General features: G+C 63.2%; 19 protein-coding genes and 1 pseudogene. 9 read left to right on the top strand and 11 right to left on the bottom strand.

Features of this window, described 5'->3' with window-relative positions; all coding sequences use genetic code 11:
• The first annotated feature begins 131 nt into the window (after positions 1 to 131).
• From NPS46_RS16015 to NPS46_RS15995, 5 genes and pseudogenes are all read left to right on the top strand, one after another.
• Positions 132 to 1,247, top strand: coding sequence for a carbon-nitrogen hydrolase family protein (locus NPS46_RS16015; protein ID WP_274108764.1), 1,116 nt, complete (start codon positions 132 to 134; stop codon positions 1,245 to 1,247).
• A 3-nt stretch (positions 1,248 to 1,250) separates the two neighbouring features.
• Positions 1,251 to 2,288, top strand: a pseudogene (locus NPS46_RS16010) (AraC family transcriptional regulator); the annotation flags it as partial.
• 481 nt (positions 2,289 to 2,769) lie between these two features.
• Positions 2,770 to 3,777 (top strand): hypothetical protein, encoded by a 1,008-nt coding sequence (locus tag NPS46_RS16005; RefSeq protein WP_274108762.1) that lies wholly within the window; start codon positions 2,770 to 2,772, stop codon positions 3,775 to 3,777.
• A 94-nt stretch (positions 3,778 to 3,871) separates the two neighbouring features.
• Positions 3,872 to 5,026 carry a cell division protein ZapE gene (gene zapE, locus NPS46_RS16000; protein ID WP_274108760.1) on the top strand — a complete coding sequence of 385 codons (1,155 nt, stop codon included), beginning with the start codon at positions 3,872 to 3,874 and terminating at the stop codon, positions 5,024 to 5,026.
• A 242-nt stretch (positions 5,027 to 5,268) separates the two neighbouring features.
• Complete coding sequence (locus NPS46_RS15995) at positions 5,269 to 6,150, top strand: DUF4573 domain-containing protein (protein ID WP_274108758.1); 882 nt, start codon at positions 5,269 to 5,271, stop codon at positions 6,148 to 6,150.
• Positions 6,151 to 6,360: 210 nt separating this feature from the next.
• Here NPS46_RS15995 and NPS46_RS15990 read toward each other — a convergent pair whose 3' ends face one another.
• Positions 6,361 to 6,723, bottom strand: a complete 363-nt coding sequence (locus NPS46_RS15990; RefSeq protein WP_274108756.1) for a CesT family type III secretion system chaperone — start codon at positions 6,721 to 6,723, stop codon at positions 6,361 to 6,363.
• A gap of 298 nt (positions 6,724 to 7,021) precedes the next feature.
• Between NPS46_RS15990 and NPS46_RS15985 the strand changes: the two genes are divergently transcribed.
• The 3 genes from NPS46_RS15985 to NPS46_RS15975 all read left to right on the top strand — a co-directional run bounded on the left by NPS46_RS15985 (position 7,022) and on the right by NPS46_RS15975 (position 8,761).
• Complete coding sequence (locus NPS46_RS15985) at positions 7,022 to 7,315, top strand: DUF5629 family protein (protein ID WP_274108753.1); 294 nt, start codon at positions 7,022 to 7,024, stop codon at positions 7,313 to 7,315.
• Entirely contained in the window at positions 7,315 to 8,457 is a 1,143-nt protein-coding gene (locus tag NPS46_RS15980) for a lactonase family protein (protein ID WP_274108751.1), read from the top strand. The genes NPS46_RS15985 and NPS46_RS15980 overlap by 1 nt, the downstream gene beginning before the upstream one ends.
• A gap of 124 nt (positions 8,458 to 8,581) precedes the next feature.
• The gene (locus NPS46_RS15975) at positions 8,582 to 8,761 is read left to right on the top strand and encodes a hypothetical protein (protein ID WP_274108749.1); all 180 of its coding nucleotides are present in this window, start codon (positions 8,582 to 8,584) and stop codon (positions 8,759 to 8,761) included.
• Between the two features lie 54 nt (positions 8,762 to 8,815).
• Here NPS46_RS15975 and NPS46_RS15970 read toward each other — a convergent pair whose 3' ends face one another.
• The 10 genes from NPS46_RS15970 to NPS46_RS15925 all read right to left on the bottom strand — a co-directional run bounded on the left by NPS46_RS15970 (position 8,816) and on the right by NPS46_RS15925 (position 21,965).
• Positions 8,816 to 9,427 carry a glutathione S-transferase gene (locus tag NPS46_RS15970; protein ID WP_274108747.1) on the bottom strand — a complete coding sequence of 204 codons (612 nt, stop codon included), beginning with the start codon at positions 9,425 to 9,427 and terminating at the stop codon, positions 8,816 to 8,818.
• Positions 9,424 to 13,068, bottom strand: a complete 3,645-nt coding sequence (locus tag NPS46_RS15965; protein ID WP_274108745.1) for an AAA family ATPase — start codon at positions 13,066 to 13,068, stop codon at positions 9,424 to 9,426. The genes NPS46_RS15970 and NPS46_RS15965 overlap by 4 nt, the downstream gene beginning before the upstream one ends.
• Positions 13,065 to 14,303 (bottom strand): exonuclease SbcCD subunit D C-terminal domain-containing protein, encoded by a 1,239-nt coding sequence (locus tag NPS46_RS15960; RefSeq protein ID WP_274108743.1) that lies wholly within the window; start codon positions 14,301 to 14,303, stop codon positions 13,065 to 13,067. Before NPS46_RS15960 ends, NPS46_RS15965 begins: the two co-directional genes overlap by 4 nt.
• Before the next feature lie 96 nt (positions 14,304 to 14,399).
• Complete coding sequence (locus NPS46_RS15955; RefSeq protein WP_274108741.1) at positions 14,400 to 16,034, bottom strand: BatD family protein; 1,635 nt, start codon at positions 16,032 to 16,034, stop codon at positions 14,400 to 14,402.
• Positions 16,031 to 17,767 (bottom strand): tetratricopeptide repeat protein, encoded by a 1,737-nt coding sequence (locus NPS46_RS15950; RefSeq protein ID WP_274108739.1) that lies wholly within the window; start codon positions 17,765 to 17,767, stop codon positions 16,031 to 16,033. Before NPS46_RS15950 ends, NPS46_RS15955 begins: the two co-directional genes overlap by 4 nt.
• Entirely contained in the window at positions 17,764 to 18,840 is a 1,077-nt protein-coding gene (locus NPS46_RS15945; RefSeq protein WP_274108737.1) for a vWA domain-containing protein, read from the bottom strand. The genes NPS46_RS15950 and NPS46_RS15945 overlap by 4 nt, the downstream gene beginning before the upstream one ends.
• Positions 18,833 to 19,327 carry a DUF4381 domain-containing protein gene (locus tag NPS46_RS15940; RefSeq protein WP_274108735.1) on the bottom strand — a complete coding sequence of 165 codons (495 nt, stop codon included), beginning with the start codon at positions 19,325 to 19,327 and terminating at the stop codon, positions 18,833 to 18,835. Before NPS46_RS15940 ends, NPS46_RS15945 begins: the two co-directional genes overlap by 8 nt.
• A complete protein-coding gene (locus NPS46_RS15935; protein WP_274108733.1) occupies positions 19,324 to 20,268 on the bottom strand; it encodes a DUF58 domain-containing protein in 945 nt (314 codons plus the stop codon). The genes NPS46_RS15940 and NPS46_RS15935 overlap by 4 nt, the downstream gene beginning before the upstream one ends.
• Positions 20,269 to 20,271: 3 nt before the next feature.
• Complete coding sequence (locus NPS46_RS15930; protein ID WP_274108731.1) at positions 20,272 to 21,231, bottom strand: AAA family ATPase; 960 nt, start codon at positions 21,229 to 21,231, stop codon at positions 20,272 to 20,274.
• 374 nt (positions 21,232 to 21,605) lie between these two features.
• Complete coding sequence (locus NPS46_RS15925) at positions 21,606 to 21,965, bottom strand: hypothetical protein (protein WP_274108729.1); 360 nt, start codon at positions 21,963 to 21,965, stop codon at positions 21,606 to 21,608.
• Between the two features lie 268 nt (positions 21,966 to 22,233).
• Here NPS46_RS15925 and NPS46_RS15920 point away from each other — a divergent pair, with 268 nt between their 5' ends.
• On the top strand, positions 22,234 to 23,226 hold the full coding sequence (locus tag NPS46_RS15920) for a hypothetical protein (protein WP_274108727.1): 993 nt from the start codon (positions 22,234 to 22,236) through the stop codon (positions 23,224 to 23,226).
• Positions 23,227 to 23,387: the final 161 nt, after the last annotated feature.

Genomic DNA, 23,387 nt, shown 5'->3' with positions numbered 1-23,387 from the left:
GAGGTGCCAGCGGCCTCAATGACCGAAACTGACAAGTTATTGATCCAAATGCGCAGCACCTCTTGGCAAGCGTGCGCCATCGTCCTACCCTAGCCGACGAATCCCGCCAATGACTGCCTGCTTGACTTCCCATGCGCAAAATCGTTCTGCTGACACTGGGCCTGGCCCTGATTGCCATTGGCACCGCCTACGGGCTGTGGGCCGAGAAACGCCCGGTCGCTCACTACCTGTCGGACCTGCGCAGCGAGCTGGTGACCAACCAGGGCACGCCCAGCGAGCGTGGCAATCTACTGGGTATCCAGCCCCAACTGTTTCCCGGTGATTACCAGAGCCCGGCGCGCCTGCGCCTCAAGCTCGCCGCGTACCTGAGACATGCCCGTGAACTGGGCCTGCTCAATGACAAGACCATCGCGGTGTTGCCGGAACATATCGGCACCTGGCTGATGCTGGTGGGGGAGAAGCCCGAGCTGTACCAGGCGGCGACGACCAGTGAAGCCATGCATTGGCTGGCGATCAGCAACCCGTTGCTGTTTGTGCAGGCCATGGCTCGGGCCGAGGGTGACAAACGTCTCGATGATGCGCGCCTGCGCATGAAGGCGGCGAGCATGGCCCAGGACTATCAAGCGTTGTTTGGCGGCCTGGCCCGCGAGTTCGGTGTGACCCTGGTGGCCGGCTCCATCGTGCTGCCCGAGCCGAGCGTCGAACAGGGCAACCTGCATATTGGTCGCGGCCCGTTGTACAACAGTGCCCTGGTGTTTGGCCGCGACGGCCGGATTATCGGGCAGCCGCAGCGCCAACGGCTGTCGGACTTCCCCGGCCGTGGCCCACAGGCCCTGGCGGCCCGGCAACCCTTGCAGGTGTTCCAGACCCCCGCCGGCCCGCTGGGCGTATTGATTGGCCGTGACAGCTGGTACCCGGCCAACTACCAGCAACTGCGCCAGATGGGCGCGCAGATGATCGTCGTCAGTGCGGCGCTGTCCGGCAAGGATCGCTGGCAGCAACCGTGGCGCGGCTACCGGCGTCTGCCGTGGCCGGCCCAGGTCACCCTGGCGCCCGGCTCGCTGAGCGAGGCCCAGGCCTGGCAGCAGTTGGCACGCCTGGACGGCCTCCACCCGGGCATCAGCGTTTTTCTGCGCGGGCGCTTTTGGGACAATGATCAGGACGGGCAAAGCTTTGCCCATGGCAGCGTGCTTGCAGACCAGCCGGCCGCCGCACCGGCCGCGCAGTTGCTCAATGTCTGGCTCTAGCCGATGAAGCCGCAGCCGGTGCGTCTGGGCGATCTATCCGTCGGCTTTGTGCATGCCCTGGCGGCCGCGGTCGAACAGCTGGACCAGGACCCTGAGCCGCTGTTGGCGCAATACGGCCTGGATGCCGCCCGCCTGGCCGAACCGGGCGGGCGTTTGTCGATTCCCCGCTACATGCGCCTGGGCCATGGGGCCATCCAACTGACGGGGGAGGCGGCCCTGGGGTTGCGCATGGGCGCTTTGAGCCGCTTCAACCAATTGGGGCTGGCCGGTGTCACGGCGGCCCAGGCGCCCACGGTGCGCGAGGCGGCCCGGACGCTGATCCGCTTCGAGGCGCTCTATGGTTCCAACTACCGTGGGCAGTCGAGCTTCCATGAGGACAGCGCAGGCGCCTGGCTGCGTTTCTACTCCATCAGTCCCTACAACGCCTATAACCGCTTTGTGGTGGATTCAATCCTCGCCAGCTGGTTGCAACTGCTCTCTAGCCTGGTCGGCAGCCCAGTACGCGCGCAGCGCATCGAGATCGAGTTTGCCCCACCGGCCTACGCCCCGGCCTATGCCCAGTTGGGTGAGTGCCCGATTGGTTTTGAGGCGGCGCACAACCAGCTGCGTCTCGACCAGGCCAGCCTCGGCTTGCGTAATCCGCAGCATTGCCCCAGCACCTGGCGCCATCTGCTGCAGTTGTGCGAACGCGAACTGGAGCAGTTGACCCGCACCCGCAGCCTGCGCGAACGCATCACGCAATTGCTGGGGCCGTTGCTCAATGGGGGGCGCGAACCCGACCTGGAAGAAGTGGCGGCGCGCCTCAAACTGCCGACCTGGACCCTGCGGCGCAAATTGGCCGAAGAGGGCACGCAGTTTCGCGCCATTCTCAACGACACCCGCCGCGACCTGGCCATGACCTATATTCGCGATACCGAACTGGCCTTTGGTGAAATCGCCTATCTGCTCGGCTTTGCCTCGGCCGAAGCCTTTCAGCGCGCCTTCAAGCGCTGGAGCGGCCAGACACCGGGTGAGTTCCGGCGCAGCCAGCGGCATTCGGCCTGAGTTACAGCTCCGTCGCGTCGTCCGCCGGCTCCGGTGGATCGAGTTCGATGGCCTGGTACTCCAGCAATTCTTCCTGATACTCATCCATGCGTTGAACCCTCGTGTGGTACGCAAGTGGTGACGGTCAAGCTGACCGTCGGGGCAGCATAGAACGGCCAGATGAAGGAACAGTGACGCGTTTTCCTCTTGATACAAACGTAGCAGCGCCTGACGGATTTACAGGGGCGTGCGATCAGCTCGGTCCGGGCCCGTTTGCTACGATGGAGAGGCATCAACGGATAGTTGGCTGACGTACTCGCTGGGAAAAATACGACCAATGTGAATAGATGACGGGGCTGCCAATGCCAGAGTATTGATTCTCAATTGCGCGATAGGCCGAGGGGGATATATGAGGGATGTTGGTATGCAGGCCCCGCAGGATGCGCAGTGCGTTGACATACGCCGGTCGGAGCCCTTGGGGAGAGGCAGGAGTTGCCCGGTGGCCGCTCTGCCTGCTGATGCAGCGTTGGGCGCTCGGCGTGAGACTCTGTGCTCTAGCGCGTTGGGTCATTTGAAAACCGTATGGGTGCATTTTTCCCGGCTCCCCAAGGCAATAATTGCGTGGGTTAAAGGGCTGCTGGAAGATAACACGCTGAAAAAACAGGAAAAGGTTTTGAACGCCTGTTCTATGGATTTGCTCAACGCAGCCGCCTTGAACGCCTGTTCTATGGATTTGCTCAACGCAGCCGCCTTGAACGCCTGTTCTATGGATTTGCTCAGCGCAGCCGCCTTGAACGCCCTCAATCCTATGTCATGGCGGACTCAGTACCTTGCGGTGTTCGAAGGCAAGAATGAACTAGCCCGGCTGATCAATGGCCTGCGTGCCACTAAAGAACACGCTGACAGTGCTGCCTTAGAACACGATGTCAGTGCTGCCTTAAAACACGCTGTCAGTGCTGCCTTAGAACACTATGTCAGTGCTGCCTTACAACACGATGTCAGTGCTGCCTTAGAACACGCTGTCAGTGCTGCCTTAGAACACGCTGTCAGTGCTGCCTCAGGACACGCTGTCAGTGCTGCCTTAGAACACGCTGTCAGTGCTGCCTTAGAACACGATGTCAGTGCTGCCTTAGAACACGCTGTCAGTGCTGCCTCAGAACACGCTGTCAGTGCTGCCTTAGAACACGATGTCAGTGCTGCCTTAGAATACGCTGTCAGTGCTGCCTTGCGTAACGAAGCCGAGCGACTGCTGGAGTGCGTTTTCAGTCGCTCCATCCAGGACATGTTGCATCAGTGCCATCGAGTCACCGAGGCAGAGGTGGCGCAGTCAAAATTGGCCGATTTGGATTACTGGCGTGATCTGGCAATTTCCGTTCAAAAGGTGCCAATAGAGGTACTTAGGCTCAGGAAGCAAATGCTTTTGTTCAGTATGTCGTTTGGTCGCGGAGCTGTTGATATGACGCCTAGCAATGTCGATGGATTACCTGCGTTATGTGCATTTGCCTGAGGCAAATATTCGCGCAGCAAATCGCCAAGCAGGCAGCAAAGGCTTGCTTGGCGAGCGATACTGAGCCGCTTCTCTGGGCCGTTGGCTGCTGATCATGATCGTTGACTCACCACTGGCTGCCTGGCAACAGGCGGTCGAACAACAGGGGTTTGTGCATGACCCCTCGCAATGGCAGGCCGTGCAGGCCCTGCAACGTTGCCACGAGGCCCTGCATCAGGGCCATACCCCCCAGGGTGTTTACCTCTGGGGGCCGGTGGGGCGTGGCAAGACCTGGTTGATGGACCAGTTCCATCGCACCTTGCGCGTGCCGTCGCGCCGCCAGCATTTCCACCACTTCATGGGCTGGGTGCATCAGCGCTCCTTTCAGTTGACGGGCACCGCCGATCCGCTGCAGGCCCTGGCCCGCGAGCTGAGCCAGGAAGTGCGGGTGCTGTGTTTCGACGAGCTGTTTGTCAACGATATCGGCGATGCGATCATTCTTGGCCGGCTGTTCCAGGTCATGTTCGAGCAGGGCGTGGTGCTGGTCTGTACATCCAATCAGCCGCCTGAGCAGCTGTATGCCGACGGTTTCAATCGCGAGCGCTTTATGCCGGCGATTGCCGCGATCGAACGGCATATGCAGGTGGTCTGCGTCGACGGTGGCGAGGACCACCGCCTGCATCCTGGCCAGGCCGAGCCACGTTATTGGGTCTGCGAGCCGGGGCAGCCAAGTGCCCTGGCCGAGGTCTTCGCCCGGCTGACGCAGGGTGAGGTGGTTTCTTCGGCGCCTATCGAGGTGGGCTATCGCCGCTTGTCAGTGGTGCAGGCCGGCGCGACGGTGCTCTGGTGCCGCTATGGCGAACTGTGCGAGCAGCCGCTGGCGGCCATGGATTTCATGGCGCTGTGCGACCGCTTCAGGGCGATTCTGTTGAGCGAGGTGCCGGCCCTGGGTGCGCCCCAGCGCCCGGGACGTATCGCCCGCGGTACCGAGGATGGCGCTCAGAGGGTCGAGGCCGGGGATCGCGAGTTGCCGCAGTTATCCATCCATGATGACAGCGTGCGGCGTTTTATCGCTCTGGTGGACGAGTGCTATGACCGCAAGGTGCCCCTGTATATCGAAGCCAGGGTGGCGATGGATCAGCTCTATACCGAGGGCTATCTGGCCTTTGCCTTTCGCCGAACCTACAGCCGGCTGCAGGAGATGCAGTTGCATCGATTTGGCCAGCAGAATGAGGGCGAGAGGGCTGTTGCGGTATCGGATCAGGGTTGAGTCGACGAGGGCTTGGCGTGAGAACGCTCTTGAAGGCCCTGCTTTCCCGGATCGCCATGGGTTGTTCAATAAACTCGACTGGAACTGATAGTGGGTCAGTACGGGGGGACTAAATTCGGCACTCCATCCTGCTGCCGGAGTAACGTCCGGCGGCAGGGAAATTGAGCGTTTGAGCCAGGGAAGCGCGGTGTTTTGCCGAGCTTCCGGCAGGCTTTAATTCCCAAGTGAAAAAGGAGATTGATATGAAAGTTGACAACTCTTGCCAAGTAGGAGGCTTGGTATTTTACGGTGCTCCCTTAGACGGCGATGCTGTTTCCGGGCGCGTTGCGGCTGTCCCGGGCTCGTTAAGTGATAAAGAACTTTCGATGATCAACGATCAGGGCGGTGCAGCTCAGCTGGCACGGCGCAGGGAGGACGTTTCGCCAGAGGCTCTTTCTAGTGAGAATGCCGTTCTGGTGAATGATGGGGGCGAATCTCTGTCGGGTCAGACGGTAACGCTGCCCGCTGCTGGATCTGTTGTCCCGGCCATATTTAGTTCCCGACCAGCGAAGCCGCTTCCGCCATTGCCTGTTTTCCAGCCTCGAGCTAGCGCGGCTGAGCACATCTATGCCGAGGCTATCTATGCCGACTCCACCCAGGATAAGGCGGCAACTCTGTCCGGTGCTGGGCCTGCGGTGATGCGCGATAATAGTGTCTACGTCGGAGCATCGAATGCTCGGCCTGCGCAGCCGCTTCCGCAAGTGTCTGGTTCTCAGTCTGGGCGGGCAGAGCCTATTTATGACGTACTTGAAGCAGAGCCCATTTATGACGTACTTGAAGCAGAGCCCATTTATGACGTACTTGAAGCAGAGCCTATTTATGACGTACTTGAAGCAGAGCCTATTTATGACGTACTTGAAGAAGAGCCTATTTATGACGTACTTGAAGCAGAGCCTATTTATGACGCACTTGAAGCAGAGCCTATTTATGACGTACTTGAAGCAGAACCCATTTATGACGTACTTGAAGCAGAACCCATTTATGACGTACTTGAAGCAGAGCCTATTTATGACGTACTTGAAAATGTCGAATCTATCGATGACGGGCCTAGCGAGGAGAGCGGTAAGAGCACAGCCTTGCTTTGAGAGTGGCTGACAGCCTTGTTTTGAGCATCGTAATTATCGGCCGTAGCTGGGTGCGGACGATTGGGGTATTGAGATGGTTTTGATGCCGGAGGCTTGGTCAAACTCTTGGCTCTCCTGCTTACCTTGCTTGGCCGAGGATCTTCCGCAAAAAAATATGCCTGCCCCGTTTGTTCGGGGCAGGCACTGTTAGCACTGTTACAGCGTGGGTAGTCAGTTTGCTGGTGTGCTCAGGCGTTCGGCCGCCTCGATCAGCATTTCCAGCTGGTGGTGAATCATCGCTCGATCCATCTGCAGCAGGGACTGGCGGTTCCATAGCACCTGGGTATCGGTCTCGGCATCCAGGCCCAGCGTGGGCTTGCACAATTCCTGGCTAAACAGGTTCTGTTCCTGGGCTTGCTGCCCATCGCTCGGTTCGATACGTGTAAAGATCAGCAGATGGTCCGTCGGATGTTCGGTCAAATGGCAGACATGCTCGCCGACCTGCAGGCTGGTGACCTCGTCAAATTCCTGCGGCTCCGGCATATCCAGGGCCATGCACAGTTGTTTCAATACGTACTGATACGCCACGCTCATAAGATCCACCTTGGCAAAAACACAAGGGTAGGGCGCCTTGCCTGTAGGCGGCTATTGAGTGGCGTCGCGGTTTTGTACTTTCCCGACGCAGAAAAGGCGGGCATAAAAAAGGCGTCCGGGGAGGGACGCCAAGGGAGAACACCTCGTCCAAAGGAGCCAACGGGCTGCTGAGATGTACTTCGATAGGAAGGGAGTCTGGTGGCAGGGGATTAAGGGCGGGTTAACGCGATGCAAGGGGTTTCGCCGGCCCAGGGGATTTGGCCTATCATGCAGGCTTTCCTTTTGGTGACTGAATGTTATGACCGGCTCTACCGACACCCTGCTCAATGCTCTGGACACCTGCGACATGCTTGAAATCGACGGTCTGCATGCCTTTGATTTCACGCTGGACGACGCCCAGTTGAAGATCGAATGCATGGATGGTCGCGCCGCCAAGCAGTGGTCGTTCAGTCTGGCCCAGGTCCAGGCCGCGACCTTCGACACGGCCCTGCAGAGCTGGACCCTGCTGGGCGAAAACGGGGAGCATCGGCTGGTGTGCCTGAGTGCGCACTCGGGCAACAATACTGACGACGATAGCGACGAAACCCTCTGATGATCCGCCGCCGCTGGTCGTCGTTACTGGCCAGCGGTGTGCTCGTCCTGCTCCTGCCTGCGGCTGAAACCCCAGCCGGGGAACTGTTGGTGGGGACTTATACCCAGGGCGCCAGCGAAGGCATCTATCGCTTTCGCTTCGATAGCGCGACTGGCCACCTCGATCCTCGGCCACGGCAGGTGCTCAAGACCGCCAATCCCTCCTGGCTGGTGCTGTCCGCCGATCAGCGACGCGTGTATGCGGTCAATGAAAATGGTCCGGGCCAGGTCGATCCGGTGGGCCGGGTCAGCAGTTTTGCCATCGATCCGCAGAGCCGCTGGCTAAGCCCGCTCAACCAGGTTCCCAGCCAGGGCGATGAACCGACCCATGCCAGCCTGAGTCGCGATGAGCGCTATCTGTTTGTCGCTAACTACGCTGTACAGCCCCAGCCGGGCGGCAATCTTGCGGTGCTCAAGCTGGCTGATGACGGGCGCCTGGCGGCGGTTATGCAACGCGAACGGCAGGCTGCCCAGCACCAGGCTTCGTCTCACCCGCATTCGGTCGTGTCTTCTGCCGATGGGCGTTATGTGTTTGTCAGCGATCTGGGGGCCGACCGGGTCTTTGTCTATCGTTATCGGGCCGAGCACCCCATACCGCTGGAGGCCGCCGCGGCGGTGGTGCTGCCGACGGGCAGCGGGCCGCGGCATCTGTGGTTCGGGGTTGGGGGGCGGCATGTCTACCTGACCCTGGAACTCAGTGCGCAGGTGGCCGTGTTCGACTACCGCGAGGGCCGGCTGGAGCGCCGCCAGTTGCTGGACCTGGCCGCAGGTCGGCCGGCCTCCGACAAGGCTGCCGGCGCCTTGCACGGCTCGGCGGATGGGCGCTTTCTATATGTCAGCAATCGCGGGACGGCCAACCAGCTGCTGGTGTTTGCCATCGACCCTGATAGCGGCCAGCTTGACGAAATCCAGCGGCGCTCAGTGGAAGGCATCGAGCCGCGCGAATTCAGCCTCGATCCCACGGGCCGGTTTGTGCTGGTGGCCAACCAGCGCAGCAACCAGGTGGTGGTCCTGGCCCGCGACCCGGCCACGGGCCTGTTGGGCGAGGTGATACAGCGCCTGGCAATCGATTCGCCTGCCGCTCTGCAGTTCCTGTCGCATTAGGGCTTCTATCGATGGCGCTGATAGTGGCTACTGCTGCAATGAATTTCAGCCGTGCCCGCCCTCGGAGTAGTTTTGGACCACGGCCTCAAAGGTCAACCAAGCAGCTCAACCGAGGGTTAGTGCCATGAACTTCAATCTCTTTGCCGTGATCGCCGCTTCCGCTATTTCCGCATCCGTTGCCCTGCCTGCCAGCGCCAGTGTGGAAGCCCGCGAGAAAAAAACGTCCAGCCATTCCTACACCCAGAAGTACCTGCAACAAAGCGCCAATTTCTATGCCGCCCTGGATCACAAAAGCCACTCGTAAACAGCCTGAGCTGCGCATAAGCGCCCTCTGATCCAGCGAACACCAAGGCGCCTCCTAGGGCACCTTGGCCATGCTCTCGATGAAGAGCCTGGATTCCAGGTGTCGCGCCAGCCAGGCCTGCAGATGCCCATAGGGCGTCTGCGCAAACCAGTCACGGTCGACATGGGCAAACTGGCGCACAAAAGGCAGCAGGGCGAAATCCGCCAGGCTCAGCGTCGGCGCGACCAACCCGGCCTGCTCTTGCAGGCGGCGATCCAGGCACGCGATAAAGGCACTGGCCGCTTCACGGTGGGCCGGCATCGATTGCTGTGGATGGCGCTCCGGGTATTTGTAGGCATCGAGCAAGTGCTTGAACTGCGTGTCGTTGGCGGCAATCAGGCGCAAGCCCGCTTGCCGGGCGTCTGGCTGATCCAGCAACTGCCAGTTATCCGGATCATTGTGCGTCAGTGCCCACTGCATGATCTCCAGGCTCTGCTCGATCACCTGGCCATCGGCACAGGCCAGCACCGGTACCGTGGCCTTGGGCGACAGCTCGAGCAGGCGCGCCGGCTTGGCCTTCAGGCTGACTTCCTCGATGTGCACCGGCACGCCGCTGTAGCGCAGGGCCAGACGCGCCCGAATGGCATAGGGGCAGCGTCGGAACGAGTACAGGACCGCCGTGCTCATATCACCTCCAGCGTGCTCAGGCCGTTGCCCTGGCGCCGCACCTGAATCTGCACCGGGATGCGCTCATGCATTTCCTGCACGTGGGAAATCACCGCGACCTTGCGGCCCTGAGCCTGCAAGCCATCCAGGGCGTCCATGGCCAGTTGCAGCGATTGTGGGTCGAGGCTGCCGAACCCTTCGTCGATAAACAGCGATTCGATCTTCAAGGTACTCGAGGCCATGGACGCCAAGCCCAGGGCCAGCGCCAGGGACACCAGGAAGGTTTCGCCGCCGGACAGCGAATGCACCGAGCGCAGTTCATCGCCCATTTCCGTATCCAGTACCAGTAGCCCGAGCATGCTGCCACCTCGTTTGAGGCGATAGCGGCGAGCCAGTTGCTGCAACTGGGCGTTGGCGTGGTGGACCAGCAGGTCGAGGTTGTAGGCCTGGGCGATCTTGCGGAACCGATCGCCGGTGGCCGAGCCGATCAGCTCGCTCAGGCGCGCCCAGCGGCGGTACTCGGCGTTGGCGGCAGCGCTTTGTGCCTGCAGGGCCTGGTTGGCGTGCTGGCGGCGCTGGTCTTCGGCCTGTTGTGCGCGCAGTTCGGCGCATTGCTGTTCGCTCTGGGTCAACTGGCCTTGTCGTTCGTTTAGCGCCTGGAGCAGTGCCTCGGCGTCATGTTGGCCGTTGCGTTGGGCCAGATGCTGGTGCAGGGTTTGCTCACGTTCCTGGACCCGTACTTGGGCCTGTTCAATGGCGGTTTCCCCCAGTTGCAGGTGCTGGCGCAGGGCGCTGATGGCGCCGTCGTCGAAGCTCAGTAGCTGTCCCAGGCTGGCTTCGTCGAGGTCCGGATGCTGGCGGCGCCACTCATCCAGGGTGTTGCTCAGGTCCCGGTACTCTTGCTCCAGGCTGGCAAGTCGCTCCTGGCGGGCCTTGAGGTCGCTGTCGAGCTGGATCAACTGGTCACGCACCGCCTGCAAGGCTTGGGCGCTATCGGTTTCGGTCTGGCGCGCCTGGTCGAGCGCTTGCTCCAGTTGCAATTGCCACTGTGCGGCGCTGGGTTGCCCGGCCAGCAAGTGTTCAAGTTGCTGCTGAGCCTCACGGGCCTGGCTTTCAAGCAGGGCGCAACGTTGTTGCCGTTCACCCAGCAAGTGCTCGCGATTGAGCTGCTCGACCTGTTGCAGATCGAGGGTTTTCTGCCGCTCGCTTTGCTCTTGCTGTTCATCGCGCTGCTGTTCCAGATACGCCAGGTGCTGGCTGACCTGGCGATCCAACTGCATAAAGGTGGTCGTCGGCTCATCACGCAGGCGCTGGAGGGTGGCGGCGCAGAGCAGGCTGCTGAAACCGTCGAGCTCTTCGTCCAGGCGCTGGCGGTCGGCCGTCAGTTGGCGGGTCTGTTCGACCCATTGCTGGCTGGCCGTCTGGCTGGCCTGTTCACTGGCGCGCAGTTGTTGTTGTAGGCGTGCGGCGTCCTTTTGCAGGGCCAGCAGCGCCCCCTGGCGTTGCTCGTCCTGGGCGATGCGTTGTTGTAGCTGGCCAAGGCGCAGCGTGAGCCAGGCCGCGCGCTGGTCGACGGCCTGATCGGCCAGTTGCGGGTACAGCGGATGGGCTTCCAGGCTGGGCGCCAGGGTTTGCCGTTCCTGGTTGAGGGTGTCCTGCTGGCCCAGCTGCTCTTTTTGCCGGGCAATCAGGCCACCGGCTTTTTCACGCAACTGGGCAAGGGTTTCCTTGAGTGCTTCGACCTGCGCGCGGGCCTGGGCCTCTTCACTTTCATCATGGCGCCCGAGGCTCTGCAACAGGGCCTCGGGTTGATGGTAGGGGTGTTCCTGGCTGCCACAGACCGGACACGGCTGGTCGTCCTGCAACTGGGCGCGCAATTCTTCGACGCTGGCGCTGCGGGCCAGGCGCTGGCGTTCGAGCACTTCGCGGGTAATGGTCAGGGTCTGCTCGGCGACCTTGAGCTGCTCCTTGGCCTCAAGGCCTTCGCGATTGAGCTGCTCGCGCTGCTGCTGAGCCTCGTGCAGGCGCTGTTGCAGTTCCGCGAGCCGTTGGTCGAGGCTGTGCTGGGCCTGCCAGAGGCGTTGCAGCTCCTGCAGGCTGTGCTGCTGGCGATGACTGTCCTGCAGCAGGCTGGCGAGGGTTTGCACCTGTTCGCCGACGGCCTCGGGTTCGGCCCCGGCTTCACGGTAGAGGATTTCCAGGCTGGCGCGCTGTTCGCCCAGTGCCTGTTCGGCGCTGGCGGCGCGTTGCTGCAAGGCGGGGAGTTCGCCCTGGCCGGTGTGCAGCCGGCTGGCAATCTTGAGCACCTGCTGCAAGCGTTCGCGGTGAAGGGGCCAGGCTTCGGCCAGTGACGCCCACTCGACACTTTCGGCCAGCTGTTCAGCGATGCCGGCCAGGCGTGTGCTGCTTTGCTCTTGGCGGGCGCGCAACCCCTGGAGCGCTTCGCGCCCCAGTTGCAGGGCCTGTTCGGCTTCTTGTCGCAGGCTGTTGGCCTGCTGCGTCTGGTCGCGCAGCAGGGCCAGGCCGTGTTCGGTTTCCATGGCCTGGCGCAAGCCAGGGGCGGCTTCGCTGCGGCGCTGCTGGGCGGCGGCGCGCTGGGCCTGGGCGGTTTGCAGCTGTTGTTCAAGCTGGTCGGCGCGCGTGCGCGCGGATTCGAGTTGCTGGCGCTGCTCGCCCATTTGTGCCGCCAGGGGGCTCAGTTGGGTCTGCAACTCGGTGTGCCGGACAAAGAGATGGCGCTGGGGCGTCAGTTGTTCCAGGCGACTCAGTTGCAGGCGTTGGGCCTGTTGGTCGGCGCGTTGCTGCTGGGCCTGGAGCAACTGTTCAGCGGCGCTGGACTGCAGGTCCTGCAAGCGTTGCAGCTCGTTGAGCCATTGCTGTTGCTGTTCGAGCTGACGCAGTTGGCCCTGGTGCAACTTCAGCTGGGCCTGAGCCTGTTCGAGGCTCAGGTCGAGGGCGGCGCGGGCTTCGGGTTCCAGTGCGGCGCTGCCTTCGGCCTTGAGTGCCAGTTGCTTGCAGACGTCCTCGGCTTCTTTGCTCCGGGTGAACGCACGACGACCCAATTGGCTATAGATCGCGGTATTGGTGAGTTTTTCCAGCAGCTCGCTGCGGTCCTTGTCGTCGGCCTTGAGGAAGGCGCTGAACTCGCTCTGGGCCAGCATCACGGCGCGGGTGAACTGCTCGAAGTTCAGGCCCAGCTTGGCTTCGATCAGTTGCTTGTATTCGCTGCGGCTCTGGTTGCTCAGCAGTTGCTGCTGGTCCAGGTCATAGAGGCTCTGGCGACTGCCCTGTAATTTGCCATTGGGCTTCTCGCGGGCGCGATTGGTGTCCCAGCGGGCGCGGTAGCGGTGGCCATCGATGCCGACAAAGTCGACTTCGGCAAAGCCGCTGCCGGTGCCTCGGCGCAGCAGGGTGCGTGGGTCGCTGGTGCTGATTTCGCCGTCGACTTCCGGGACCTTGGTTTCCCGACCGATATTATTGAGCCGCGGTACGGCACCGAACAACGCGAGGCACAGGGCGTCGAGCAGGGTGCTTTTGCCGGCGCCGGTGGGCCCGGTAATCGCGAACAGGCCGGCGCTGGCCAGCGGTTCGGCGGTGAAGTCGAGTTCGAAAGGCCCGGCCAGCGAGGCAAGGTTCTTCAGGCGAATCGCCAGGATTTTCATGCCTGTTCCTCCTGCTGGACGTCCTGCAACAGCACGGCGAAATCTTCCAGGGTTGCCTGGTCGACCTCGCTGGCGTACTGGTCCTGCCAGGCGCGCTTGAACAACTCCTGGGGGCTGAGCTGGTCAAGTTCAATCAACTGTTCCTCGCGCTCGCTGCCATCCGTGTTGCGCCCGGCATACTCGGCGGCGATCCGTACCAGGCGCACGGCCTTGCCCTGCAGCGCGGTTTCGATTTGCTGACGCAGGTCCGGTTGCGGTTCGTCAAGGCGCGCGCGCACCTCCAGCCAGGGTTGGCGGCGGGTTTCGGCGAGCAGGTCGATATCCGGCAGGTCGGCCAGTTGGGCGAGGATTTCGTTCAGTGGTGCCGGCCCCAGGCGCTGCAGGTTGACTGCCCGAGGGATCAGGCGGGGCTCGACGCTGAGCAGGGTCTCGCCTTCGAGCTGGATATCGAGAATCTGATGGGGGTAGCTGATTTCGGAAAACGACAGCGGAATCGGCGAGCCGCTGTAACGAATACGGCTTTCGCCATTGACCTGCTGCGGCTTGTGCAGATGGCCGAGGGCGACGTAGCTGACGCTGGGGTCGAACAAGCTGGCGGGCAGGGCCTCGGCATTGCCGATGATCAGGCTGCGCTCGGAGTCCTCGGAAATCGAGCCTCCGGCCATATGGGCGTGGCTGATGGCGACCAGTGCCTGGCCTGGCTGACGGCGGGCGTTGGCGGCGGCAATCAGCCGCTCGTGGACTTGACCGATCCCGCGCAGATAGTCGTCACCCAATTGCGCGCCAGTGACTTCGGCCGGGCGCAGAAACGGCAGGGCCAGGCACCAGGCGGCAATGTTGCCATCGGCGTCGGGCAGGGGAATCAGCAGGCGCTCGGCGTCCAGCTCGCCGTCGTCGAGCCAGAGGATCCGGCCGATGGCGTGGGTACGGAGGCGGCGCATCAAGGGCGCCGGCAACTCGATGCGTGAGCCGGAATCGTGGTTGCCAGCAATCATGACGATGCTGAGCTGGGGCTGCTGTTCGTGGGCGCTGACGATAAAGTCGTAGAGCCGTTCCTGGGCTTTGAGTGGTGGGTTGGCGGTGTCGAAGATGTCGCCGGCGATCAGCAAGGCATCGGGTCGCTGGCTGGCCAGTTGGGCAAGCAGCCAGTCGAGAAAGCACAGGTGTTCGTAGTCACGTTCCTGGCCATGGAGGTTCTGGCCCAGGTGCCAGTCGGAGGTATGAAACAGACGCAAGGCAGACTCCGCGAGAGCGAGGGGCGGCAAACAATAATCGCCCAGTCTACTGGCAAACGCGCACCGGGGCATCAAGGGGCCTGTCGCGGCCCCGGGCTACTTGGGGTAGAGCGGCGGCAGGCTGGTGTCGCCGGCTGGCGCCTGGACACCTTCTGCGGCCGGGATCAAGCGGATGGCCCGCCACAGTTCCTCACCTTGCCAATGCTGGCCGGTCTCGCTGTAGAGGGCGCCGTTGAGGCCGTCGAGGGCATCGGACAACGGCACGAAGCGCGCGGCCATATCCGCCAGGGTTTCCGGTTGCTGACGAGCCCAGGCGTCGAGGGCCTGGCGGGTGGCCTGGGGGTCATTGGCCAGGCAACTGCGCTTGAGGTCGTCGAGCAGGGTGCGCGGGCTTGGCCCGGTCTGCGCTGCGCGGTGGATTGCCGGCTGCCAGCGCGCACGCCACCACAGGCCGAAGCCAAGCAGGGTGGTGCAGGCCAGGACCAGGGTGCTGAGCTGCCAGCGCCAGAGGTCTTCGCTGCGTGGCTGCGGGTCGCTGATGCCGACGTTGCTCGGGGTGTCGACCACCAGGCTCGGGTTACTGGCCACCCGCAGCGTGCGTGCCGGCAGGCTGCTGCGTTCCAGATGATCCTCGTGGGTGTTCCACCAGACCACTTCGACCGCCGGTAGCTCGAAATCGCCGCTGTGCCCGGGCACCAGCGCCTCGCGCTCTTCACGGCTGCCGATCAGGCCGCGCTCGCTGGTCTGATTGTCCAGTTGAGGCTGGTCCGGGTAGCGCCGCAGGCCACTGACCTCGGTCGCCGGCAACGCCGGTAACTGGGCACTGGACAGGCCTTCGGCCTTGAGGGTGAGGGTGCGGGTCAGCGAATCGCCAACCTGGCTGTGGTCGGGTTCCGGGTTCCAGCTTTCGCTCAGGCTCAGGCTGCGTGCCGGCAGCCAGGGCGTATCGGCCGGGTAGTCGGCGGGTCGCGGTTTGACGGTGAGAGGGACTTGTGCCGAGCTGACGCGCAGCAGCTTGCCCGGTCTCTGGCCCTGGGCCGCAGTGCCTGGCTGGGCATCGACCTGGGTCGCGCTGAAGACCAGTGCCGGGATGATCAACGGGCCACTGTGCTGGGGATAGATGGCGTAGCGCAGCTCGATCACGCCATGGCGCAGGCCGTTGATCAGCTTTTCATAGGTGCGCGACTCCCCCAGTTGCTCGATGCGCGCATCGGGGATCTGCAGGGGCGCGAGGTTGCTGTCGTCATACAGGGAGACCGAGTGGTAGATACGCAGGGTCAGGATGGCCTGGGCTTGCACATAGACACTGTCCTGGTCGAGGCTGGCATCGATAAATACCGGCGCCAGCTTGCCACTGTCTTTCTGGCTGCTGTTCTCGAGCACTTGCAGGGGGATGGGCGCAGTCGTGAACTCCCCAACCTTGAGCGGCGGGATCACCACGGTGCCACTGTGGCGGGGGACCAGCGTGACGATCCAGCGGGTGGTGGCTCTTCTGTCGCCGTCCAGAGTGGTCAGTTGGTTGACCTGGCGCGTACCGCGTACCTCGAACAGGGCGTCCAGCGGTGCCAGGTCAGGCTTGCCAAACAGGGTGACGTCGTTGGATTCCAGGGTCAGTTCCACCGACTCGCCGACGGTCAGTCGTGCCCGGTCGACACTGGCGAGCAGGCCTGTCGCCTGGGCGTGTACGGCCCAGAAAAAGGCGACGAGCAAGAGGGCGCTAAGGCGATTCATCGAGTCTTTTCCTGATGCAGCTGCTGTTCGTACCAGAATTTGCGGCGCAGCAGTTCGGCGGGATCGTCCGGGATCTGTTGCAGCCATTGTTCCAGTGCTTGGCGGTGCTCGCCGTCGAGGGCATCGGCGCCCAACTGTGAGGGCGGCCGCGTGGTGCTTTCATCGCCGAGTTCGCTGCCGGGCACGTCATTGCCGCCGGGCTCGGGCGTTTTTTCCGCCGGCTCGCCGCTGTCACCCGGTTGGGGCTGCGGGCTGCCGTTGGGGTCCTGATTGCCGCCGGCGGCTGGCGTCTCGGTCGGCGGCGCGGGTGTCGAAGTGTCGCCTTCCTCGGCATCGCGGTCGTTGTCCGTCTCGTCCTCGGCTGTGGCGTTGCGCTGCTCCAGCAATTCCTCCACCAGGGCCTTGTTGTGCAGGGCCGGTTGCAGGTCCGGTTGCAGTTCGAGGGCCTGTTCATAGGCATCCAGTGCCGCTTCCAGCTCGCCGCTGCGCGCCAGGGCATTACCGCGATTGTAGTGCGCGCTGGCCGTGCTGCCTTCGGCGAAGCGCCGGGCCGCTGCACTGTAGTCGCCGGCCTCGTAGAGGGCCAGGCCCTGCCATTGCGGGTCTTCGAAGCGTTTGGCGGCGTCACCGGGACGTTGCTGGCGCAGCAGCGCCTGGCCCTGTTGATCGGGGCGTAGCCACAGGTCGCGGAATTCGAAGGCCTGGCTGGTCTGGGGCGGCAGTAGCAACAGGAATGGCAGGCAGAACAACCAGCCCCGGCGTCCGGCGCAGGCGGCCAACAGCAGCAGGGGTAGCAATAGCCAATAGCCCTGGTCGGCCCAGCTGTCCAACTGCTGGATCTGGCCGGTGGCGCGCATCTGCCGTGGGCCACCCAGCAGGCCCAGGCCGCGCAGGTCATTGTCATCCAGGCGGGCCTGGCGATAACGTCCGCCGACGTCGCTGGCAAAGGCCTTGAAGCTGGGGCTGTCCAGGCGCGGTAGCAGGATGGCGCCCTGATCGTCCTTGAGCAGGCTGCCATCTTCTTGGACCACCGGCGCGCCGTCGCGGCTGCCGACACCGAGGATCAGCAGTGGCGTCGACTGCCCCTTGAGTGCCTGTTCGATGCCGGTGCGTTCCTGCTCGCTCAGCGAGGAGGCAATCAGGAGCAGTCGACCCTGGCCTAGGGCACCCTGTTTGAGCAGCGCCAGGCCCTTGTCCACGGCCAGGTCGGCACGCTGCCCGGCCTGAGGCATGATAGACGGCTTGAGCGCTTCAAGCAGGTTGCGGCTGGTCGCCAGGTCGTCGGACAGCGGCACCAGGGTATGGGCGCTGCCGGCATAGACGACAATCGCGGTCTGGGCATCGCTGCGCGCCTGCAGCAGATCGAAGAGTTTGCGCCGTGCCTGTTCGAGGCGGTTGGGCTGGGTGTCGGTGGCGAGCATCTGCGGCGTGAGTTCAAGCAGCACGACCAGAGGGTCGGCGGGTTTCTGGCTGAGCTGCTCGACCCGCTGCCAGCTCGGTCCGAGCAGCGCCAGCAGGGCGAGCAGCCAGGCCAGCCCGAGGGCGATCCAAGGCAGTTTGCTGTCATTGCCATTGCCGCCGCTGAGCAAGACGCGATGAAAGGCTGAAGGCAGGATCATCTGCCAGCGTCCGGCGCGTTTCTGGCGATGCCAGACCTGCCAGAGCAGCCAGCCCATCAGGGGCGCGAGCAACAGCCAGGCGGGCCGCAGGCCATGGGGCCAGAATTCGCTCATCGACGCCTCCGCAGGCGCAGACGCTTGAGTCGTTCGCGCCAGTCACTGGGCTGCAGCTTGAAACGCTCGGGGTTGAACAGCTGTTGCAGCGGATGGTTCGGCCAGCGTTCCCGCGCGACCAGCAGCAGGCTCAGCAGTACCGCCAGGGCCAATGGCCAGCTATACAAAGCCTGTGCCGGCCGCGCGCGGGTCGGCTGCTGGGTCACCGGCTCCAGTTCGTCGAGGGTTTCCTGGATTGCCTGGAGTTCTTCGCCATTGCGTGCGCGAAAGTAGCGGCCGTGGGTGATTTCGGCGATCTGCTTGAGCGCCGGTTCATCGAGGTCCAGGCTCGGGTTCAGGCCGAGAAAGCCCAGGGTGCCGGTTTGCTCCGGGTCGGCGCCGATGCCGATGGGGTAGATGCGCACGCCTTCCTCGGCGGCCAGGCGGGCGGCGGTCAGCGGGTCGATCTCGCCCCCGTTGTTGGCGCCGTCGGTGACCAGGATCAGTACCCGGCTCTGGGCGGGTCGCTGGCGCAGGCGCTTGAGCGCCAGGCCGATGGCGTCGCCAATGGCGGTGTTCTTCCCAGCAATGCCGATGCGTGCCTCGTCGAGCCAGACCCGCACGGTATGCCGGTCGAACGTCAGCGGGGCCTGTAGATAGGCCTGGCTGCCGAACAGGATCAGGCCCACGCGGTCACCCTCGCGGTTTTGCAGAAAGTCGCCGAGCAGATGCTTGACCAGGCTGAGCCGGCTGATGTCATCGCCTTGCCACTGCATATCGGGAAAGTCCATGGAGCCGGACACATCCACCGCCACCAGCAGGTCGCGGCCGCTGGCGGCCACTGGCAGTGGTTCGCCGAGCCATTGCGGGCGCGCCGCGGCGATCAGCAACAGCAGCCAGAGCAGGACAAACGGACTCTGCTGGCGCCAGGCCGGCAGGTTGGCACGGGCGCGGCGTCGGGCGAGGCCTTCCAGCTCGCCGAGAAAGCTGACCTTGAGCGCCGCCTCGCCACTGTCGGCCGCCGGCAGCATTACCCGCAGTAGCCAGGGCAGCGGCAGCAGGGCGAAAATCCACGGCCAGGCGAATTCAAACATGTTTGCGGATCCAGATTTCGACGGCCTGGTTCAGTCCGGCGATGGCCTTGTCATCCAGTGTGCACTCTGGCTTGTAGGCCCCCTCGACCAATACCATCCAGCGGGTCAGCCCCGCGGCCGGGCAGCGATTGTCGAGAAAGGCCAGCCACTTGCGACCATTGAGGGTGTGGCTCTGGCTGTAAGGATAGTGGTTGCGGCACAGGCGCTTGAGCAGGGCGTTGAGCTGTTGTAGCCAGGCGCCGGCGGGAGCACCGTCGTAGGGCTTGGTCAGTTGCGCCAGTTCAGCCAGGGCGGCCAGGCGTACCGGGTCCAGGGGTTGTTCGGCACGGCTGACGGCACGGCGCACCGGCAGGAACCGGCGCAGCCACCACAGGCCCCAGCCGAGGGCAGGCACCAGTACGATCAACAGCCACCAGCCCGGGGCCGGTGGCCAGAAACCGATGGCCGGTGGCGCGATCAGTGGCTGTAACTGGTCGAGGCTGCTCACGAGGATTTACCCGGGCGTTGTGGGTTGAGGTACTCGCGCAACTGCTCGACCATCGGGCTCTGGGTGCTGAGGGGCATCAGCAGCACGCGCAGTTTCTGCGCGAGCAGCTCCCAGCGGGCGATTCGGGTTTCGGCCTGGGCACGATAGGCCTGGCGCAACTCGACGTTCAGGGTGTCGAGCTCCAACTGCGCGCCGCGCTCGGCAAAACGCAGCAGCCCGGCAGCGGGGAGGGCATGATCCAGCGGATCGGACAGCGGCAGCATCAGCAGGTCGCAATGGCGCGACAGCAGGCTCAGTTGCTGTTCGGCCGCCTCGCTCAAGGCCCGCTCGTCGCAGATCAGGATCACCAGGCTGCCCGGGCGCAGCACTTCGCGGGCGCGAATCAGGGCCAGGCCGAGGGCGTTGGGGTCGGGCTGGATTTCGGTGTGCAGCGACTGGTTGACCCGCACCAGGCGATTGAGCAGCTGCAGCAGGCTCTGCTTGCTGCGCCGGGGCTTGATTTCATAGTGTTCGTTATCGCCGAAGACCAGGCCGCCGACCCGGTCGTTGTGTCCTAGGGCAGCCCAGCCGATCAGGCTTGCCGCCTGGGCCGCGAGCACTGACTTGAACATCAGGCCGGAGCCGAAAAACAGCGGTCGGCTCTGCTCCACCAGAATAAAGATCGGTCGCTCGCGCTCTTCATGAAACAGCTTGGTGTGCGGCTCCTGGGTGCGGGCGGTGACGCGCCAGTCGATGGTGCGCACATCGTCACCGGGCTGATAGACGCGCACCTGGTCGAAATCCACACCGCGCCCGCGCAGTTTCGAGTGATGCAGGCCGATCAACGGGCTGCGCTGGCTGGGCGTCGAGAACAGTTGCACTTCGCGCACGCGATGGCGCATCTCGATCAGCTCGGCCAGGGTCACTCGGATGCCGGGTTCGGCGGGCAGGGGGTGGGTCATGATTCAGGCGACGGCCACGACATCGAGAATCCGCTGGACCACGCGGTCCTGGTCGATCCCTGCCGCTTCGGCTTCGAACGACAGGATGATGCGGTGGCGCAGGACATCGAAGAGCACCGCCTGGATATCTTCCGGGCTGACAAAATCGCGTCCCGCGAGCCAGGCATGCGCCCGGGCGCAGCGGTCCAGGGCGATGGAACCGCGGGGGCTGGCGCCGTAGGCGATCCATTCGGCCATCTCCGGGTCGAATTTGCCCGGGGTGCGGGTCGCCATCACCAGTTGCACCAGGTATTCCTCTACGGCGTCGGCCATATAGAGGCCGAGAATCTCTTTGCGCGCGGCGAAGATCGCCTGCTGGCTCACCCGGCGCTCCGGTTTGGTTTCGCCGTTCAGGGCTTCGCCCCGGGCCTGCTGAAGAATCCGCCGCTCGACGGCCGCGTCGGGGAAACCGATCTTCACATGCATCAGAAAGCGGTCGAGTTGGGCTTCGGGCAGCGGGTAGGTGCCTTCCTGCTCGATGGGGTTCTGGGTTGCCATCACCAAAAACAGTGGCGACAGCTCATAGGTGCTGCGCCCAACGCTGACCTGGCGCTCGGCCATGGCTTCGAGCAACGCCGACTGGACCTTGGCCGGGGCGCGGTTGATTTCATCGGCCAGCACCAGATTGTGGAAGATCGGCCCTTGCTGGAAGACGAAGCTGCCGGTTTCCGGGCGATAGATCTCGGTGCCGGTGATGTCGGCGGGCAGCAGGTCGGGGGTGAACTGGATACGATGGAACTGGGCTTCGATGCCTTCGGCCAGTTCTTTGATGGCCTTGGTCTTGGCCAGGCCGGGTGCGCCTTCGACCAGCATGTGACCGTCCGCGAGGAGGGCGATCAGCAGGCGCTCGATCAGTTTTTCCTGGCCGAGAATCTGTGCTGAAAGAAAGGTTCGCAACGCGAGCAGCGCTTCACGATGTTCCATCGATGACGGTTCCTGGAAGGAGTGGCGGTGGCAATCGATAAAACGCCACGGCTGGGGGCGTTACTTTAATCCATCGCGAGGGGCGGCGACTAACGGCGTTGGGGACAATTGCAAGTTTTTGCGCAAATCAGCGATTGGAGTGGGCCAAGGGGCCGCCTGGCTATTGTGCTTTGGTCGTTTATTGATCCATCGTTTCGTCAGGTGTCGATTTGTATCGCGTGATGCCGACGTAGTCGTTGGCGCCACGCCGTCATCGGATACAGGACATTCGTAAAGCGCCCTCGATGCGGTTTTACACGGCGCTGGCGAAGCGTGGGACGCCGCGATCGGACGCCGCGTGGGCGTGTCGGCGTATGAGGTCGCTCAGCCTGGTCTCAGTTATCCAGCTCGCTGATATAGGTGCCGGTCCCGTCCAGAATGATGCGCAACGTCGCTTCGACCTCCGCCAGATCGCCTGCAGGCGTCGCATGGCGGATCTCTAGATGGTCGATGCCATTGAAGTCGGCGGCATCGTTGGCGCTCAACTCGATCAGCAGGCGCTCGGGGCCGAAGGTGATTTTCAGGTCCTGCCACGCATAGGCGTCGTCCCCCAGGCTGAGCGCCACGTCTTCGTCGTCCGGGAAACGCGACAGCAGCAGGGTTTCCTGCTCCACGGTTTCGCAGAAGATCAGCGCCATGTTGTCTTCTTCTTCATCACACGGATTGGCAAACAGCTGGGCGGTGGTCAGTTGCATTATCGGGTTCCTGTCGAGGCGATACGGGCTAATGGAGGTGATTTTGCCAGTATCGCTGATGGCGTGCAGCGGCTTCGGCGGCTTTTTCGGACGACGCTGGGTGACTCGGTCAATTCCTGCGCCCTCTTTACGGAGGTTTGGGTGTTTTGAGAGCGCTCTTATAGGTCGCATTCGGGGGCTGTGTTTTTCTCTCGCGGTCCAAGGCTTGGGCAATCTGCCATTTGCCTGATTTGGATATGGTTTTTTCTTTAAGCAGTGTAGGAGAACGATGTTGAGCGTCGCAGCGACGTCAGGCCTGCCCCGGTCCCCCAGGCGGTTGCCTCTGTTCTTTATGCGGGTACTGGGCTTGAGCCTGGCACTGTGCTGGCTTGGCGGCGCAGCCTATTGGTTTATCGAGTATCGACATCCGCAGGTTGAGCTGCATGTACAGCCCGCTTCGCGCAGCGACCTGGATGGACTGAACCGCCCAGGGGTGTTCAGTTTGACGCCGGACGAAGCCATTACGCGGTTGGCCATTGCCTTTGAGTCGCTCCAGGAGCGCCAGGCCTTTATTGCCAGCCCGGCATTGGAGGGCGTGACGCCGCAGGCCTTCGGCGAGGGCACCTTGCGGGTCACGCGGATCGAAGGGGCCAAGCCCGTGCAGGCTCCGCATTCGCTGCGTCTGGTTTACCACTACAGCGACGACCGGCAGGGCGCGGCATTGCTCGAGGCTTTTGCCGCGTTTGTCATCGCTCGCGAAGGTGAACGTATTGCCGAGGAATTGAAGGTGATCGTCGGCAATCGTGTCGCTGAGCTGGAAGCCAGGCTATTTGCCGCACGACTTAACTACGAGGTCCGCAAGAAAGCCCGGATTGCCAGCTTGCTTGAGGCCGATACGGTGTTGCGTGCGCAATTGCAGGATGAACTGCAGGCCTGGCAGGCCGCGCGCCTGGGCGAGGAGGGCCAGCGCCGGGTGGCTCAGATCAACAGGCAGTTGCATCAGTTGCAGTTCAATCGCCAGGCCGAGGCCATGGCCCAGCGTGAGGACGAAGACCTTCGGGTGCCGGGGGTCGATGCGCTGCGCGCCAGTGCCCAGCACCTGCGTGACTATCAACAGCGGCTTCAGGAGGTGCGCCCCGCGCGGGTGGAGCCGGCGGTCGTGCGCCCTTTGGCGCAGACCTGGTGGCCAATGGCGGCGATTCTGGGGCTAACTCTGGTGAGCGCGACTATTCTGGTGTGGGCGCTGATGTTGCGTCGCCGCCGATTGTCTGCGTGCCGATGACCGAATATGTCGCAGCGTCGCAAGAGCAGCCTTCCAGCAGTGGTTAAGCTGCGCAACGGATAGTCATCTCTAAAGACACAGCCCGCAGGCTCGGCAGTCGTTTTTGTAGATGCCCATTCTGTGAACGTGCAGGCGGTGCCTTGCTCCTGCGCGCTCGCTCT

The sequence above is a fragment of the Pseudomonas putida genome (assembly GCF_028682395.1).
Classification (GTDB): Bacteria; Pseudomonadota; Gammaproteobacteria; order Pseudomonadales; family Pseudomonadaceae; genus Aquipseudomonas; species Aquipseudomonas putida_AB.
Note: the sequence above shows the minus strand (reverse complement) of the source record. Positions and strands in the feature narration are given on the sequence as shown.